This is a genomic window from Roseomonas sp. WA12 (assembly GCF_054165765.1).
Window position 1 is genome coordinate 178455 of sequence record NZ_CM135108.1, and the last position, 15568, is coordinate 194022.

14 protein-coding genes are annotated in these 15568 nt (G+C 72.1%); 9 read left to right on the forward strand and 5 right to left on the reverse strand.

Annotation, left to right across the window (positions count from 1 at the left end):
- Window positions 1–20: 20 nt before the first annotated feature.
- The gene (locus ACVBD7_RS00830; protein WP_458095626.1) at window positions 21–1466 is read right to left on the reverse strand and encodes an amidase; all 1446 of its coding nucleotides are present in this window, start codon (window positions 1464–1466) and stop codon (window positions 21–23) included.
- Window positions 1467–1595: 129 nt separating this feature from the next.
- Between ACVBD7_RS00830 and ACVBD7_RS00835 the strand changes: the two genes are divergently transcribed.
- Window positions 1596–2657 carry an ABC transporter substrate-binding protein gene (locus ACVBD7_RS00835; protein WP_458095627.1) on the forward strand — a complete coding sequence of 354 codons (1062 nt, stop codon included), beginning with the start codon at window positions 1596–1598 and terminating at the stop codon, window positions 2655–2657.
- 103 nt (window positions 2658–2760) lie between these two features.
- Complete coding sequence (locus ACVBD7_RS00840) at window positions 2761–3012, forward strand: hypothetical protein (RefSeq protein ID WP_458095628.1); 252 nt, start codon at window positions 2761–2763, stop codon at window positions 3010–3012.
- 153 nt (window positions 3013–3165) lie between these two features.
- Here ACVBD7_RS00840 and ACVBD7_RS00845 read toward each other — a convergent pair whose 3' ends face one another.
- Both ACVBD7_RS00845 and ACVBD7_RS00850 read right to left on the reverse strand, forming a co-directional pair.
- Window positions 3166–4107 carry a 2-hydroxyacid dehydrogenase gene (locus ACVBD7_RS00845; protein WP_458095629.1) on the reverse strand — a complete coding sequence of 314 codons (942 nt, stop codon included), beginning with the start codon at window positions 4105–4107 and terminating at the stop codon, window positions 3166–3168.
- 114 nt (window positions 4108–4221) lie between these two features.
- Complete coding sequence (locus ACVBD7_RS00850; RefSeq protein WP_458095630.1) at window positions 4222–4896, reverse strand: GntR family transcriptional regulator; 675 nt, start codon at window positions 4894–4896, stop codon at window positions 4222–4224.
- A 170-nt stretch (window positions 4897–5066) separates the two neighbouring features.
- On the opposite strand from ACVBD7_RS00850, the gene ACVBD7_RS00855 reads away from it, so the two are divergent.
- On the forward strand, window positions 5067–7541 hold the full coding sequence (locus tag ACVBD7_RS00855; RefSeq protein WP_458095631.1) for a helicase-related protein: 2475 nt from the start codon (window positions 5067–5069) through the stop codon (window positions 7539–7541).
- 44 nt (window positions 7542–7585) lie between these two features.
- On the opposite strand, the gene ygfZ is transcribed toward ACVBD7_RS00855, so the two are convergent.
- Window positions 7586–8416 (reverse strand): CAF17-like 4Fe-4S cluster assembly/insertion protein YgfZ, encoded by an 831-nt coding sequence (gene ygfZ, locus ACVBD7_RS00860; protein ID WP_458095632.1) that lies wholly within the window; start codon window positions 8414–8416, stop codon window positions 7586–7588.
- 99 nt (window positions 8417–8515) lie between these two features.
- Here ygfZ and ACVBD7_RS00865 point away from each other — a divergent pair, with 99 nt between their 5' ends.
- The 5 genes from ACVBD7_RS00865 to asnB all read left to right on the forward strand — a co-directional run bounded on the left by ACVBD7_RS00865 (window position 8516) and on the right by asnB (window position 13459).
- Window positions 8516–8866 (forward strand): hypothetical protein, encoded by a 351-nt coding sequence (locus tag ACVBD7_RS00865; protein ID WP_458095633.1) that lies wholly within the window; start codon window positions 8516–8518, stop codon window positions 8864–8866.
- A 66-nt stretch (window positions 8867–8932) separates the two neighbouring features.
- Window positions 8933–9838, forward strand: coding sequence for a glycosyltransferase family 9 protein (locus ACVBD7_RS00870; protein WP_458095634.1), 906 nt, complete (start codon window positions 8933–8935; stop codon window positions 9836–9838).
- A gap of 31 nt (window positions 9839–9869) precedes the next feature.
- Complete coding sequence (locus ACVBD7_RS00875) at window positions 9870–10640, forward strand: glycosyltransferase family 2 protein (protein WP_458095635.1); 771 nt, start codon at window positions 9870–9872, stop codon at window positions 10638–10640.
- 28 nt (window positions 10641–10668) lie between these two features.
- A complete protein-coding gene (locus ACVBD7_RS00880) occupies window positions 10669–11682 on the forward strand; it encodes a glycosyltransferase (RefSeq protein ID WP_458095636.1) in 1014 nt (337 codons plus the stop codon).
- Window positions 11683–11686: 4 nt separating this feature from the next.
- Complete coding sequence (gene asnB, locus ACVBD7_RS00885; protein ID WP_458095637.1) at window positions 11687–13459, forward strand: asparagine synthase (glutamine-hydrolyzing); 1773 nt, start codon at window positions 11687–11689, stop codon at window positions 13457–13459.
- 8 nt (window positions 13460–13467) lie between these two features.
- Here the strand turns inward: asnB and ACVBD7_RS00890 are convergent, their stop codons facing one another.
- A complete protein-coding gene (locus ACVBD7_RS00890) occupies window positions 13468–14190 on the reverse strand; it encodes a BLUF domain-containing protein (protein WP_458095638.1) in 723 nt (240 codons plus the stop codon).
- Here ACVBD7_RS00890 and ACVBD7_RS00895 point away from each other — a divergent pair.
- Entirely contained in the window at window positions 14110–15465 is a 1356-nt protein-coding gene (locus ACVBD7_RS00895; RefSeq protein WP_458095639.1) for a hydrolase, read from the forward strand. The genes ACVBD7_RS00890 and ACVBD7_RS00895 overlap by 81 nt on opposite strands.
- Window positions 15466–15568 lie beyond the last annotated feature (103 nt).

Below are 15568 nucleotides of genomic sequence, written 5' to 3' on the forward strand. Positions count from 1 at the left end.
CGCGCCTCCGGGGGGTTGGATCAGGGGCAAAGACCGGGCCAGCGGTCGGTCCAGGGATGCGCGGCCTCGTATTCCGCGCCCACGGCCAGCAGCACGGCATCCGCCCCCGGCGCGGCGACAAGCTGGAAGCCGACAGGCAGGCCCGCCACCAGGTCACAGGGCAGGGCGATCGCCGGCAGGGCACCAAGATTGGCAAAACTGGTGAACACGGCATGACCGCGCGGCCCGACCTCCCGCCCGTCAATCCGGGGCGGGTGGGAGTCCGTGGCCGGCCAGGGCAGGGCGGCGGCGGCAGGGGTGAGGACGGCGTCGCACCCTGTGGTCAGGAAGGCGGCCATGGCGCGGCGGAAGGCAGCCATCGCCTCCAGCGCTGCCATCAGGGTGGAGGCCGGCATGGCCTGCCCGGCCGCGGCCATCGCAACCAGGGCAGGGGAGGCGGGCGCCGGCTTCCCGGGCAGGCTGCCCAGCAGCCAGGCAAGGCCGGCGCCGGCAATGGTGGAGAAAAGCGGCAGCACCTCCTCCACCGCGAAGGGCACCGGGCCCTCTTCCACCTGATGGCCGAGACCTGCCAGCCGCGCGGCCGCGCGCGCCACGGAAGCAGCGATCCCGGGATCGACGGGGTGGTCCCCGAAACGTGGGACGTAGCGGATGCGGAGGCGCGGGACATGGGTGGGCGGCGCGAAGGGCGGCATTCCGCGCGAGGCCGGGTCCTGCACGGGGGCTGGCGTGGCAATCGCACCCAACAGCGCCGCTGCATCCGTCACCGTTCGCGCGATCGGGCCGATCACCTCGAGGTCGAGCAGGATGGGAGGCAACCCATCCGCGCGCGGCACGCGGCCTGGGGTGGGCTTCAGCCCCACCAGCCCGGCATGGGAGGCCGGCCTTCTGATGGAGCCGCCACCATCCGTGCCGAGTGCCAGCGGGCCCATGCCGGAGGCCACCGCCGCCACCGCCCCGCCGCTGGACCCGCCTGGGGTCAGGCTCGGGTCCCAGGGATTGCGGGTGGGGCCAAAGACGGCATTGTCCGTGTAGCCCTCCAGGGTGAATTCGGGGACGTTCGTCTTGCCCAGGATCACGGCGCCGCCCGCGCGAAGTCGCGCCACGGGCAGCTCGTCCCTGGGGGGGACGTGGTCCCGATAGGCCGCGCTGCCCCAGCAACAGCGAAGGCCGGCGACTGCGATGTTGTCCTTCACCGTCAGCGGCACGCCATCCAGCGGGCCGGCGGGGCGACCTTCCCGCCAGCGCGCCTCGCTGCGCCGCGCCGCTTCCAGCGCGCCGGCCGGATCGGCCGTGATGATGGCATTCAGCTCGGGGTTTAGCCGCGCGATGCGCGCGAGGACGGCGCGGGTGGCCTCCACGGGAGAGAGGGCGCCGCGATGGTAGAGCCGGACCATGCCTTCGGCTGTGAGTGTGCAGGGATCGATGGGACGGGCCTCTTCTTCGGCGCGGGCCCGGCGGCCCCGCATCGATCATGCCATGCAAGACCCGGGCAGGGAGGGGGACCGCCGAAGGGGCTTGCCAAAAGGGTCCCGGCACCCTTTTTGCTGCCGGGATCGAAGGGCCGGGCATCCGATCCCGGCATGAAGGGATTTCCGATGGCGCCGCAGCTGTCTCAGAACCTGGCTCAGCACCTGTCTCGCCGGCGCATCTTCGCTGGGGGCGCCGCCCTGCTCGGCGCGGGGCTGGCCATGCCGAACCTGGCGCGCGCCCAGCCCCTGCAGAAGCTGCGCTTCGCGCTCGACTGGGCGAAGCAGGGACCGAACGCTTACGCCATCATGGGGCGCGAGAAGGGCTTCTTTCGCGAGGTCGGGATCGACGCCACGGTGGATCGTGGCTTCGGCTCCGGCCGCACGCCGGTGGATATCGCGAGCGGCGCCTATGAGATGGGCCAGGCGGACATCAACCCGGTCATCAAGTTCATGGCCGAGAATCCGAATGCGGGGCTGATCGCCACCGCCATGTGGGGCGACCGTTCGCTTCTCTGCGCGATCTCCCGCGCCGACGGGCCGGTGCGCACGCCCAAGGACCTGGAGGGCCGTACCCTGGCCGCCCCGGAGTCGGATGCCGGCCGTCAGCTCTTCCCCGCCTTCGCGCGGGCCGCGGGGGTGGATGCCTCGAAGGTGAACTGGATGACGGTGAGCCCGGAGCTGCGCGAGCCGATGCTGGCGCAGCGGCGCGTGGACGGCATCACCGGCGCCATCACCTCGGCCGGCATGTCGCTGAAGGCGCTCGGCCTCGATTTCCCGCAGCAGCGCGTGATGTACTACCGCGACCACGGGCTGGATCTGCTTGGCACCGCCTTCATCACCACCAAGGCTTTTGCCGAGCGCAACCCGGAGCTGGTGCGCAACGCCCAGCGGGCGCTGTTCCGCTCGCTCATCTACGCGAACAAGAACCGCGACGAGAGCATCGCCATGCTCAAGCGCGTGGAGCCGCTGACGGATGTGGCGATCGAGACCCAGCGCCAGGCCCTCAGCATGGACGAGCAGGTCATTTCCGACCACGTCAACCGGAACGGCCTCTCCAACCCCGACCGCGCGCGCTTCCAGACGGCGATCACGGCGGTGGAGAATGCCTACGGCCTGACGCCGCGGCTGAAGGTAGAGGACATCTACACCGACGCCTTCCTGCCGCCGATCGAGGAGCGGCGTCTCTGACGCCGCGCCCCTAGGGTTGGGAGTGCCGCCGCGCGTGGACCGGAGGGGCGGCATGACGCACTCCGCGCTTCCGCCGGCCCGTATCTTGCGTTAGCCACGGGTCATGGCCCGCCTCACCGTCGTCTCCACCCGCGACTACCGCCAGCACGTCCTCGAGATCGAGGAACGCGGCAATGGCAGCTGTTCCGTGGTGGTCCACCCGCCGGCACGGCTCGGCCGCCCGCGGCTGGTCGAGCCCGCGGAGGGCTCCGCACTGCTCATCGATTTGGTGAACCAGGCCAAGGCCGAGATCGACGAGGTGATGGGCCCGAAGCCGCCGCCGCGCCGGCCGCCGATGCGCCGCCGCTTCGCCTGAGGGGAAGGCCGGGGGAGGTGTCCCCCGGACCCCTTTCGGTTTTCGTCAGTCGCGTTGGCGTGCCAACAGCACCCGCGCGACGACAAACTTGAAGGAATGGAGGAAGGGGTCGAACCTATACGTTCGACGGGAGAACTCCCCCCCGAGCCTCTCTCACACCGGGTCCAACGGGCCCCGCCCGGCAAACACGGCCGCGACATTGTCCAGCGCCTTGAACCCCATCGCGTCCCGCGTCTCCAGCGTCGCACTGGCCATGTGCGGCGTCAGGAACACGTTCGGCAGCTCCGCCAGCCGGGTGTCGAAGTCCGGCTCGCGGCGGAACACGTCCAGCCCGGCGGCGAAAAGCTGGCCGGACTTCAGCGCGTCGATCAGCGCGTCCTCATCCACCAGCGACCCGCGCGCCGTGTTCACGAAGATCGCACCGCGGGGCAGCTGGGCGAAGGTCTCGGCGGTCATCAGCGTGCCGGCCGCGCCGCCCGGCAGATGCAGGGAGAGGTACTCGCAGCGCGGCAGCATGGCAGACAGGTCGGCCACATACTCCGCGCCCTCCTCCTGCTCAGGCGAGAGGCGGCTGCGGTTGTGGTAGATGATCTTCATGCCGAAGCCGCGCGCGCGCCGCGCCATGGCCTGGCCGATCCGCCCCATGCCGATGATGCCGAGTGTGCGGCCGCTGGGCTGGCGCCCGAGCATGTCGGGCATGCCAAGGGGCTTGCGCCAGCCCGCGCGCATGATCCCCTCGTACTCATAGGCGCGGCGGCTGGCATTCAGCAGCAGCATGAAGGCGAGGTCCGCGGTGCAGTCCGTCAGCACGTCGGGGGTGTTCGTCACCAGCACACCGGCCGCCTTGCAGGCCGCGGCATCCATGTGGTCGTAGCCGACGCTGGTGTTGGCAACGATCTTCAGGCAGGGCGGCAGCTTCGCGGCATGGGCGGCCGTCAGCCGCACCTTCGGGCCGGTGACGAGAGCGGCGAGCCCGTGCTCGGCCGCCACGGCCAGGGCCTCCTCCGCGTCCATGTCGTGATCGGCAATGACCGCGCCAAACTCCTTTTGCGCGCGCGCCGCCACCGCCTCCGGCACGCGCCGGGCGATCAGCACGCCCCTCAAACCCTGGTCTCTGCCCGCTGCGCTCACATCCCACCCCTATGGCCGTTGGTGCCCCGAGGGGCTTGGCGCGATCCTGCCCGCGATCGGGAGCAGGGGCCAGCCGGGTCAGCCCGCGCCGGCCTCGGGGTAGGCGACCGCGAGGGAGCGCAGGGCATGGGCGCGCATCAGCGCCTCGGCCCCTGTCGCATCCCCGGCCTCAATACGGGCGAGGACGGCGCCATGCTCCTCCAGCGCCCGGTCCCGCTGGTCGCGGGTGGAGAGGACACGGGTGCGGCTCATGTGGTGGTAGGCCCGCAGCGCCTGCAGGGTGCGGGACAGCAGCGCGTTGCCGGTGATGGCATGGAGCGCGAGATGGAAGGCGTCGTTCGCCTCCGCCAGCCGGGCGGGATCGCCGAGGGTGGTCGCGGCGCGGATCGCCTCCAGCCGGGCGCGCAGGGCGGCCAGCGCCTCCGGCGTCGCCTGGCGGGCGGCGAAGCCGGCGGCCACCCCTTCCAGCGCCGCGCGGATGCGCCCCATCTCGATCAGCCGCCCGTCATCGAGGGCCGCGACAAAGGTGCCGCTGCGCGGACGGCTCTCGACCAGCCCCTCGCCCTCCAGTCGGCGCAGCGCCTCCCGGATGGGCTGTGCGGAGATGGCGAGTGCCGCCGCCAGACTGCGCTCGGACAGCTTGCGACCAGCTGGCAAGGTGCCGTCCACGATCGCCTCGCGAAGCCGCTCATAGGCACGGTCGGCAAGGGAAGGCGTGTCGTCCAGGACGAGCGGGGGCAGGGGATGAGGCACTGTCTGACGCTATGGCAGTTGGGCAGAGCCCCGCAACCGGCTAGACCTGTCCGGCCCCGGCGAAGTTGACCGTCGGGCCTTCGCGCAAGCTGCCGAACCATGGCTCCGAAGCGCGCGTTTACCTCCTGATCCGGGCCCGTGATGCCCTGATCGCCTGTGTCGGAGACCCCATGGACCAGCACCAGCGCGTTGCGGATGACGAAGGCGAGGCGGTTCGCAGCGCCGCGCAGGCCGCCGGATTGACGGTGCAGCCGCAGGAGATGCGCGCCCTGCTGGAAGCCGTGGGCAGCACCGCGCCGGTGCCGGAGGAGGTGCTGCGCCGGGCGCTGATCGAGATCCGCCGCCCCAGCTGGCGCAAGCGGCTGGGCGCGTTGACCAGGCGGGTCGAAGCCCTTCCCGTGCGTGCCGACGATCTGGACGTGGCCGTCAGCGGCGTGGACCAGCCCGAGGCAAGTGAGGCGGAACTGCTCTCGGCCCTGCGCCGGGCCGTGGTGATGCGGCTGGGCGGCTACCGCACCCCGAAAGCCGCGCTCGCGGCGGCGCTCGAGGACTTGCCGAAGGGGCCGTCGCGCGAGCCCTCGCTGGAGACGGTCGCCCATTGCGCCGTTCTCGTCGCCGAGGCCTTCGGCATGAACGAGGCCGACGCCGCCGCCTTCGCCCGCCGTGCCGAGGCCGAGGAACGCCTGCGCCGGGACGAGCGGCGCGCGGCCTCGCGGGCGGCGCGCGAGACCCGGGCCGAGGAGGAGCGGCGCCTCAAGACCTGGGAGAGCTCCCTCGTCGGGCCGGAGGCGGTGCCGAGCATGCTGGACTGCACGCGGGAGGAAGCCGAGCGCTGGATCCGCGCCGGGCTGGTGCCCGTGGCCCGCCGGGTGGAGGCCCGCCGCGGCGGCCGCACCTTCCGCGAGGCCGAGTTCGACCCCGCCGCGCTGGAGGCGCTGCGGCCGGAGGTGCCGGGCTGGCGGGAAGCCGATGCCGGGAACCGCCCCGGCGCCGAGCGCGGCACCTGGACCGAGACCCGCCGGGCGAGCAACGCGGCCGTTGCCCGCATCGCCGGGCTGGACCGCTACGCTGCCCATTTCGCGACCGCTCGCGCGCTCAATCGCCGGATCATCGCCTGCCTGGGCCCGACCAATTCGGGAAAGACCTATTTCGGCCTGAGCCGGCTGGCGGAGGCGGAGAGCGGCATTGCCCTCGGCCCGCTGCGGCTTCTGGCGCATGAGTACCGGGAGGCGCTGGAGGCGCGCGGCATCCCGACGGCGCTGTCCACCGGCGAGGAGCGCATCCGCGTCGCCGGCAGCCGCCACACCGCGGCAACCGTGGAGATGTGCCCCTTCCAGAACCCGGTGGACGTCGCCGTGATCGACGAGGTGCAGATGCTGGCCGACCCGGATCGCGGGCCGGCCTGGACCGCGGCCATCATGGGCGTGCCCGCGCGGCAGGTGATTCTGCTCGGCGCACCCGATGCCGCGCCGATGATCCACCGCATTGCCAAGCTGTGCGGTGACCCCGTGGAGGAGATCCGGCTCGAACGCATGGGCCCGCTGACCGCGGCCACCGCGCCCGTGCCGCTGGCCGAGATCGGCCGCGGCGATGCCGTGATCGCCTTCTCCCGCCGCGAGGTCTTCGCCCTTCGTGCCGAGCTGCTGCGGCGCGGGCGGAGCGTGGCGGTGGTCTATGGTGCGCTCGGCCCTACGGTCCGGCGCGCGGAGGCCCGGCGCTTTCGCGAAGGCGAGGCGGAGGTGCTGGTGGCGACGGACGCGATCGGCATGGGGCTGAATATCGGCCCGCTCCGGCGCGTGGTGTTCTCGGCCCTGACCAAATACGACGGAAAAGAGGACCGCCCGCTCACGGTGCAGGAGATCAAGCAGATCGGCGGCCGCGCCGGTCGCTTCGGCGGCGCGCATGCGGAGGGGGTGGTCGCCGTGCTCGCGGGGGGCGGGGACCCGAAGGACATCGCCCGCGCCCTGCGCGCCGCGCCGGAACCGCCGACCGACCTGCGCCCCCCGGTCGCGCCCGATGCGGAGATCATCGCCGCGGTGGCGGCCGAGATCGGGACCGAGAGCCTGTTCGGCACCCTTCGCCGGATCGAGCGCGCGGTGCTCCGGCGCGATGACCCGAACTACCGCCTCGGCGACCTTTCGACCCAGCTGGCCATCGCCTCCGAGGTGGATGGCGTGCGCGAGCTGTCGCTGATGGACCGCTGGACCTACGCGCTGTGCCCCGTGGACGAGCGGGACGACGGCATCCAGCGGCTGGCGGACTGGGCGGTGGAGCAGGGGCTGGGCTTGGCCGTGCCGCCGCCCCGCGCCGGCAAGCTGCCGCCGCCGGACCGCGCGGGGCAGGATGCGCTGCAGCTGGCCGAGAAGGTGCACCGCCGCCTCGTCGCCTGGCGCTGGATGGCGCTGCGCTACCCAGACACCTATCGCGACATCGACGGCGCGATGGAGGAGAGCCGGCGGCTCAACGAGTGGATTGAGGCCGTGCTCGCCGCCAGCCCCTCCGGGCGGGTGCGCGCGGTGTCTGGCGGCGGAGAGATGCCATCGCGCAGCCGTGGAGGGCCGCGGAGGAGCTGGGGAGGTGGGGCGCCGGGGAAGGGCCCCGGCCGCGGCGGATCCGGCGGCCCGCGAAGGGCGCGGGGCGGCTGAACCGTCGCTCGCGGCAGATCCCGGGGGAGCAGCCAGCCGCCGGATCAGGCCGCGGGGGCGGGCAGCCGCATCCAGGCGGGAAGGCTGGGGCGCAGCACAGCGTCCCCGCAGGCCAGCGCATCGGCGCGCGCCGCCTCCAGCCGCAGCAGCACGAGGCCGAGGCCATCAAGGCCGGAGCGCATCTCGCCCACCACCGCGCCGTCCCGCGTCACCGGCGCGTCGCGCGGCGGCAGCGGGCCCTCCACCGCTACCGGCACCAGCCGGCGCTTGAGCAACCCGCGGTAGCGAGTACGGGCCGTCAGCTCCTGCCCCATGTAGCAGCCTTTCTCCCAGGCGATGCCGTGCAGCTCGTCGAAGCCGGCCTCCAGCAGCACGGTCTTGTCGCGGTCCAGGTCCCGGGTGCCGTCGGGCAGGCCGAGTTCCAGGCGATGGCGGTCATAGTCGGTGGGATCGCCCTCCAGCGCCGTGCCGTAGATCCGCCAGCCCGCCGCTTCCAGCCGCGGGTCCCGGCGGACGAGGGCGGCCATGGGCGGCTCCTCACCCCAAACGGCGCCGACCGGCACTTCGCCCGAGCGATCCGTCAGCGTCACCTTCGAGCGCAGGCGGAAGCGGGAAAGGCGTTCGGCCACCATGGCCGCATCGGCCCGGGGCAGGTCCAGCAGGATGGCATCGGGGGCCAGGGCGGGGGCCTCAAAGGCCAGGAAGTCGCTGATCCATTTGCCCTGCGGCGAGAGCAGCGCCGCCCACACCATCTCAGGGGCCATGCCAGTCCCCAAGATCGCAACGTCGTTGGAGACGAGGCCCTGGAGGAAGGTGGCGCGGTCGGGGCCGGCGATCTCGAGCAGGCCGCGGTCGGGGAGGGGGGCGCTGGGCATGCCCGGCAGATCGGGCGCCGCGCCCTCCGGCGCAAGCCGTGACGGTTGCCGGCGGCGACGCGGCGTGGTCAGTCCTGCCCAACTGCGGGAGAGACCCCTTTGATTGTCATCTGGTCGGGCTGGGGCATCCTCGTCGTCCCCGTCGTGCTCGGTACCGCTGTCGCCGTCGGCGCGCTGGTGCAATGGCTGCTGCAGGCCATCGGCCGCCCGGACCTGGCCTTCGTCTCCTTCAGCATCGGCCTGTTCGCGGCAGCGGCAGTGAACTGGGTGGTCGGGCGGCGGATGAACAGCCGACCGCCGCGGGAGTTGGTGGATCCGGCGACTGGGGAGCGCGTGCTGCTCCACCGGCTGCACAAGCTGTTCTGGATCCGGATGGAATACTGGTCCGTGCTCGTGGCCCTGGCGGCGCTGGTGCCGCTGCTGGCGCTTCGCGGCGCGTCGGGCGGCTGAACCGGGCGGGGGCCGGCCTCGCGGCTGGCCCATCCCGGCGCCGGACGTGCTACACAGGCCCAGCCCATGCGGATCCTCTTTGTCACCTCCACCCGGATCGGCGACGCCGTGCTCTCCACCGGCCTGCTGGACCACCTGATCCGCACCAATCCGGGGGCGCGGATCACCATTGCCTGCGGCCCAGTGGCCGAGGGTGTCTTCGCGCGCATGCCCGGGCGGGAGCGCACCATTGTGGTGACCAAGCGCCGGCTCTCGCTGCACTGGCTGGACCTCTGGTCCCAGGTCTCGACCACCCTCTGGGACCTGGTGGTGGACCTGCGCGGCTCGGCGCTGGGCTGGCTGGTACCGGCGCGGCGGCGGGCGGTGATGCGCGGCGGCCGGCGGCCCGGGCACCGCATCGGGCATATCGCGGGCGTGCTGCGGCTGGACCCGCCGCCCCCGCCCGTGGCCTGGTTCGCGCCCGAGGACACCGCGCGGGTGCGCGCCTTGCTGGGCGATGACCGCCCCATCCTGGCCCTGGGGCCCACCGCCAACTGGGGCGGCAAGGTCTGGCCGGCCGGGCGCTTCGTGGCCCTGGCCGAAGCGCTGACTGCCCCTGATGCCCCACTGGCGGGTGCGCGGCCCGTGCTGCTCGGCGGCCCGGGTGACGCGGAGCGCGCCATGGCCGCCCCCGTAATCGCCGCCCTGCCGCAGGCGCTGGACCTGGTCGGGCGGCTCGCCCTGCCGGAAGCGGCGGCGCTGCTCGCGCGGTCCCGCCTGTTCATCGGCAATGATTCCGGCTTGATGCACCTTTCCGCCGCAACGGGGGCGCCCACGCTCGGCCTGTTCGGCCCGACGCCGGCGGGGGAGTACGCTCCGGTCGGCCGCGCCGCCCGCGCCGTTGTGGCGGCCGATGGCAGGATGGAGGGGCTGGGCGTGGAGCAGGCGCTGGATGCCGCCCGCGCGCTGCTGCCCACGCCGGTCTCGGCGTGACCATGCCTGTCCTACGAGTCAGGAAGGCCGCATGACCCGCATCTCGGCCCTGGTGGTTGCCCGCAACGAGGAGGCCCGGCTGCCCGCCTGCCTCGAGAGCCTGGCGCCAGCTGACGAGATCGTGGTGGTGCTGGACCGCAGCACGGATGAGAGCCTGGCCATCGCCTGGAAGCGCGCCCATCGCGTGATCGAGGGAAACTGGCCGCTGGAGGGGGACCGCCGCAACGCCGGCATCGAAGCCTGCAGCGGCGACTGGGTGCTGGAAGTCGATGCCGACGAGCGCGTGTCGCCCGAGCTGTGGGCGGAGATCCGGCGCGTGACCGAGGCATCCCCCCACGCCTTCCACCCCGTAAGGGTCGACAACCATCTGGGCGATCGCCTGATCCGCCGCGGTTGGGCCGGCGGCTTCGGCGCCACGCTGAAGCCCATCCTGTTCCGCCGCGGCGCGAAGCGCTGGCAGTCGCAGCGCCTGAATCCCGGCCAGGACTGGACGGGCACGGAAGGCGAGTGGCTCACCGCCCACGGTCTCCACCACACGCTGGCCCCCGACATCTCCGGCCTGTTGCGCCGGTTGGACCGGCTTTCCGCCGATCAGGCAACCGACCTGCTGGCCAACCGCCGGATTGGCTCTCTGCCGGGCCATCTCCTCGCCTTTCCTGGCCGCTTCTTCGGCTCGCTTCTGGGGCAGGGCGGCTGGCGGGAAGGGGGCTGGGGCGTGCTCCTGGCCTTCTGCACGGGCCTGTTCCCGCTGCTGTCGCATCTGAAGGCCAGGCTGGAGCCGGACAGGCACCGGCCGGAATGAGGACTGCCCGCTGAGAATCGCCCAGATCATGGCCGGCGCCCCGATGGGCGGCGCCGAGACCTTCTACGAGCGCGTCTCCATCGCCCTGCACGGCGCGGGCGAGACGGTGCTGCCTGTGATGAGACGCGATCCCGGCCGTGCCGCGCGGCTGCGCGCCGGCGGGCTCGAGCCCGTGGAGTTGCGCTTCGGCGGGCCCTTCGACCTGTTCACCGCACCGCAGTTGGACAAGGCGCTGCACGACTTCCGCCCGGACGTCGCGGTGGCCTGGATGAACCGCGCCGCGCGCTTCGCCTATCCCGGGTCCTGGGTGCTGGTCGGGCGGCTGGGAGGGTATTACGACCTCTCCTACTATCGTCGCTGCGACCATCTGGTGGCGAACACGCGGGACCTGGTGCGCTGGATTATCGCCCAGGGCTGGGATGCGGCGCGGGTCCATCACCTGCCGAACTTCGCACCGGACTTCTCGGAGGCGGCACCGGCCGCCCTGCCCGCGTCGCCCGGGCAGGTGAAGCTGCTTGCCATGGGCCGGCTGCACAAGAACAAGGGGTTCGACACGCTGATCCGGGCCCTTGCCCTGGTGCCGGAGGCGCATCTCTCGATCGCAGGGGACGGGCCGGAGCGCGCGGCGCTGGAAGGGCTTGCACATTCGCTTGGAGTGCAGAATCGGCTGGCGCTGCTGGGATGGCGCGAGGACACGGGCGCGCTGCTGGCCGCCTGCGACCTCTTCGTCCTCTCCTCCCGCCAGGAGCCGCTAGGAAATGTGGTGCTGGAGGCCTTCTCGGCAGGCGTCCCGGTGATCGCCACCGCCACACCGGGCCCGCAGGAACTGATCGCGGATGGCGAGACCGGGCTGATCGTGCCGGTGGACGACCCGGACTCCCTTGCCCATGCCGTGAAGGACCTGATCGCCGACCCGGACCGCGCGGCGGCGCTGGCCGAGGGCGGCCGTGCGGTTTTCGAGCTGCACCACGCGGAGGCGCCGGTGCTGGCGCGCTGGCGCGCGCTGCTACCCACGCTGCAGCCGCACAAATCGGGGGGCTGAAGGCATGTGCGGGATCGGAGGGATCGTCCTCAAGGCCGGCCAGTCACCCGACCTCTCGGTGCTGGACCGCATGACGGGCGCGCTGGCCCATCGCGGGCCGGACGGGCACGGGCATCATGTGTCAGGCGGCGTCGCGCTGTCGCACACGCGCCTGGCCATCATCGACCTGGCCGGTGGCGACCAGCCGCTCTTCGCCGGCGCCGCGGCCCTGATCGGCAATGGCGAGGTGTACAACTACCGCGAGCTGCGCACCGAAAACGCGCTGATCTGCAGCACGGGATCGGATTGCGAGCCGCCACTGCATCTCTGGCGCCGCGACGGGCTGCGCTTCACTGACGCACTGCGCGGCATGTATGCCTTCGGCATCCATGACCGCGCGGCACGGCGCGTGGTGCTGGCGCGCGATCCCTTCGGCATCAAGCCTCTCTATGTCGCGCAGGTGTCGAACGGCATCGCCTTTGCCTCCGAGCCCGCGGCCATCCTTGCGACCGGGCTGATCCAGCCGCGCATCCGCACGGAGGCGCGGGAGGAGCTGATGCAGCTCCAGTTCACCACCGGCGCCGAGACGATCTTCGAGGGCATCCGCCGCGTCCTGCCCGGGGAGACAGTGGTGCTGGGCGATGGCGCGGTGCTGGAGCGCGCGCGCCGCAATGCCCTGCCGGAGGGCGGGCCGGAGGCGATCACGGAGGCCGAGGCGCTGGATCGCTTCGGTACCGCCTTCCAGGGGAGCGTGGACCTGCACCAGCGCAGCGACGTGCCCTACGGCATGTTCCTCTCGGGTGGCGTGGACAGCGCGGCGGTGCTGGCGATGATGGCCCGGCTGAACGACCGCCCCGTGCTGGCCTATACCGCCGGCTTCGATGTCCCCAACTCCCAGAAGGGAGGCGCCGCGGACGAGCGCGAGCGCGCCGCGCATGTCGCGCGCGCGGCCGGCGCCCGGCACGAGACAATCACGGTGAATGAGGCCGAGGTCTGGCGCCACCTGCCCGACATCGTCGGCGCCATGGACGATCCAGCGGCCGACTACGCCATCATCCCCACCTGGTTCCTGGCGCGGCGGGCGCGGCAGGAGGTGAAGGTGGTGCTCTCGGGCGAGGGCGGGGACGAGCTGCTGGCCGGCTATGGCCGCCACCGCGCCGCGATGCGGCCCTGGTGGCTCGGCGGCAAGGCGATGCGCGCCCATGGCGCCTTCGACCGGTTGGATGTGCTGCGTGAGGCCCCGCGCGCCTGGCGCGACGGGCTGGCCGCTGCCGAGGTCGCCGCCGCCATGCCGGGCCGCACCCGTCTTCAGGCCGCGCAGGCGCTGGATATCGCGGACTGGCTGCCGAATGACCTGCTCACGAAGCTCGACCGCTGCCTGATGGCCCATGGTGTGGAGGGACGCGTGCCCTTCCTGGACGAGGGCGTGGCGCGGGCCTGCTGGCGCCTGCCGGACGCGATGAAGGTGCGCGACGGCCGCGGCAAGTGGCTGTTGCGGCAATGGCTGGCGCGGGAGTTCCCGGCCGCCGATCCGTTCTCGAGAAAGCAGGGCTTCACCGTGCCCGTGGGCGCCTGGATCGCCGGCGCCGCCGAGCGGCTCGCCCCGCTGGTGGCTGCTCAGCCCGGCGTGGCCGAGATCGCGCGGCCCGACCGCATCCTGCCCCTGTTCCGCGCCGCCGCCGGCAAGCGCGAAGGCTTCGCCGCCTGGCACCTGCTGTTCTGGGCGCTGTGGCACGCCCGGCATGTGGAGAACAGGCGCATGGAGGGCGGCGTGTTCGAGGCCCTCTCGGCGCGGTAGCGGGGCCTTCAGCCCGTCGCTGGTTCGCGCACCAGGTAGTGCATCAGCGCCAGCACCGGGGCGGCATCCTGCCCAGAGGCGAAGGACCTGGCGGGGGCAAGAAGGGCGGGTACCTCGTCATCGCGGCCGAGAAAGGCCACGGACCAGGCGGCGAAGCGCCGGCGGTCCAACTGCCGCTTCTCCATGCGCAGAATACGGTGGCGCGGGTCGCTGCTGATCCGGTCCATGGAAAGGAGGATGGCAGGGGCCGCACCCTCCAGCACCTGCACGAAGCGGTTCTCCGTCATCAGCAGGGCACCGGTGATGCCCATTCCCGCATTCCATCGACAGGAGGAGTGCAGGATCTGCTCGATCTCCGCCGCCCAGCCAGCCTCGGATCCGAAGATTAGGCTCTCGCTAACATAGGTGACACCGCACAAGGGGACCTCAGTGCGGCACCCGGGCGAGGAAGACGCATCAAGCATGGTATTCCCTCCCCTGTAAGGGGCCTTTCTTACTTTGTACTGACCGGGGTCGAGACCAGATGCGCGAAGAGCGATATTTTCAGCTCTGCCCAGAGTTCCTGGAGTGCGCGACGAAGCGAGACACCCTTGGGTTCCCATCCCGCGCGGTGCGGCTAGGGTGCCGCCAGAGACCTCGGGAGGCCGTTCATGACATCGCACCGCCGCACCCTGCTGGGCGCCCTGGCGCTTGCCCCGTTGCTGCCAGAAGTCGTCCGGACCCATGCCCATGCCCAGGAGGCCGCCCTGACCCCGATCCTGTTCGTGCACGGCAATGGCGACCATTCGGCGCTGTGGATGACGATGCTGTGGCGTTTCGAGAGCAACGCATGGCCGCGCGACCGCTTGCGCGCGCTGGACTTCACCGACCCGCTGGCACGGGACGACGATGCCGTACCCCAGCCCCGCCGCTCTTCCTCGGACCAGGCATGGGGCGAGCTGGCTGAGGAGATTGCTGCGCTGCGGGGCCGTACCGGCGCGGCACGCGTGGCGCTGGTTGGGAACTCCCGCGGCGGCTACCCGATCCGCAACCATGTGCAGTGGCATGGCGGTGGGTCCGAGGTGTCCCATGTCATTACCTGCGGGACGCCGAACAACGGCATCTATGACTGGGAGCCCGGCCGAAACCGCGAGTTCAACCGGCGCTCCGACCTGCTGCAAAGGCTGAACGGCGGCGAGAGTCAGGTGGTGCCCGGCACTGCCTTTCTCACCTTGCGTTCGGATGCCAACGATCTCTACGCGCAACCCGACGGCCGCTATGCCGGTCGCCCCGGCGTGCCCACCGGCGTCGGCTACGACAGCCCGGAGCTGCGCGGCGCGACCAACCTCGTCCTCCCCGGTGTCGATCACCGCGAGACGGCCTATTCCGCCCGCGCCTTCCGCGAGATGTACCGCTTTATCGCCGGCCGCGAGCCCGACCGGCTGGACGTGGTACCGGAGGATCGCGTGGTGCTGAATGGCCGCGTCACCGGCACCCCCGGCGGCGTGCAAACCAACCGGCCGGTGGCTGGCGCGATGGTGGAGGTCTATCGCGTGGAGCCCGGTACCGGCGAGCGCAGGCGGGGCCCGATCCACGCGAAGATGACCGGCGAGGACGGGCGCTGGGGCCCGTTGCAGGTCGGCCCGCACTGGCTGCTCGAATTCGTTGTGGCGGCGCCGGACCATCCCATCACGCATATCTACCGCAGCCCCTTTCCCCGCTCCTCCGACGTGGTGAACCTGCGCCCGGCCGCACCGCCGGCCGCCGCGGACCAGGGCGCGGGCGCGGTGGTGCGCTTCAACCGCCCGCGCGGCTATTTCGGCATTCCGCGCGATGTCGTGCTGTTGGACGGGCGCGAGCCTACGGAGGTGCCGCGCGGCGTGCCGGCCGGGTCCACCGTGGTTGCGCGGCTGCCCGTCGCGGAGATCGGGCGGCCTGTCGTGGGCGTGTTCAACGAGGAGCGCGTGGTGGCGCGCGGTTGGCCACTGGCGGAGAACCGGATCAGCGTCGCTGAGCTGACCTGGTGAAGGAAGGCCGGGAGAGAGGAACTCCCCCGGACCCCTCCTTTTTCTCCGAGTTTGTCGTCGGACCGGTGCCGATGGCGCACGAGCGCTACAAGGCAAAAATAGA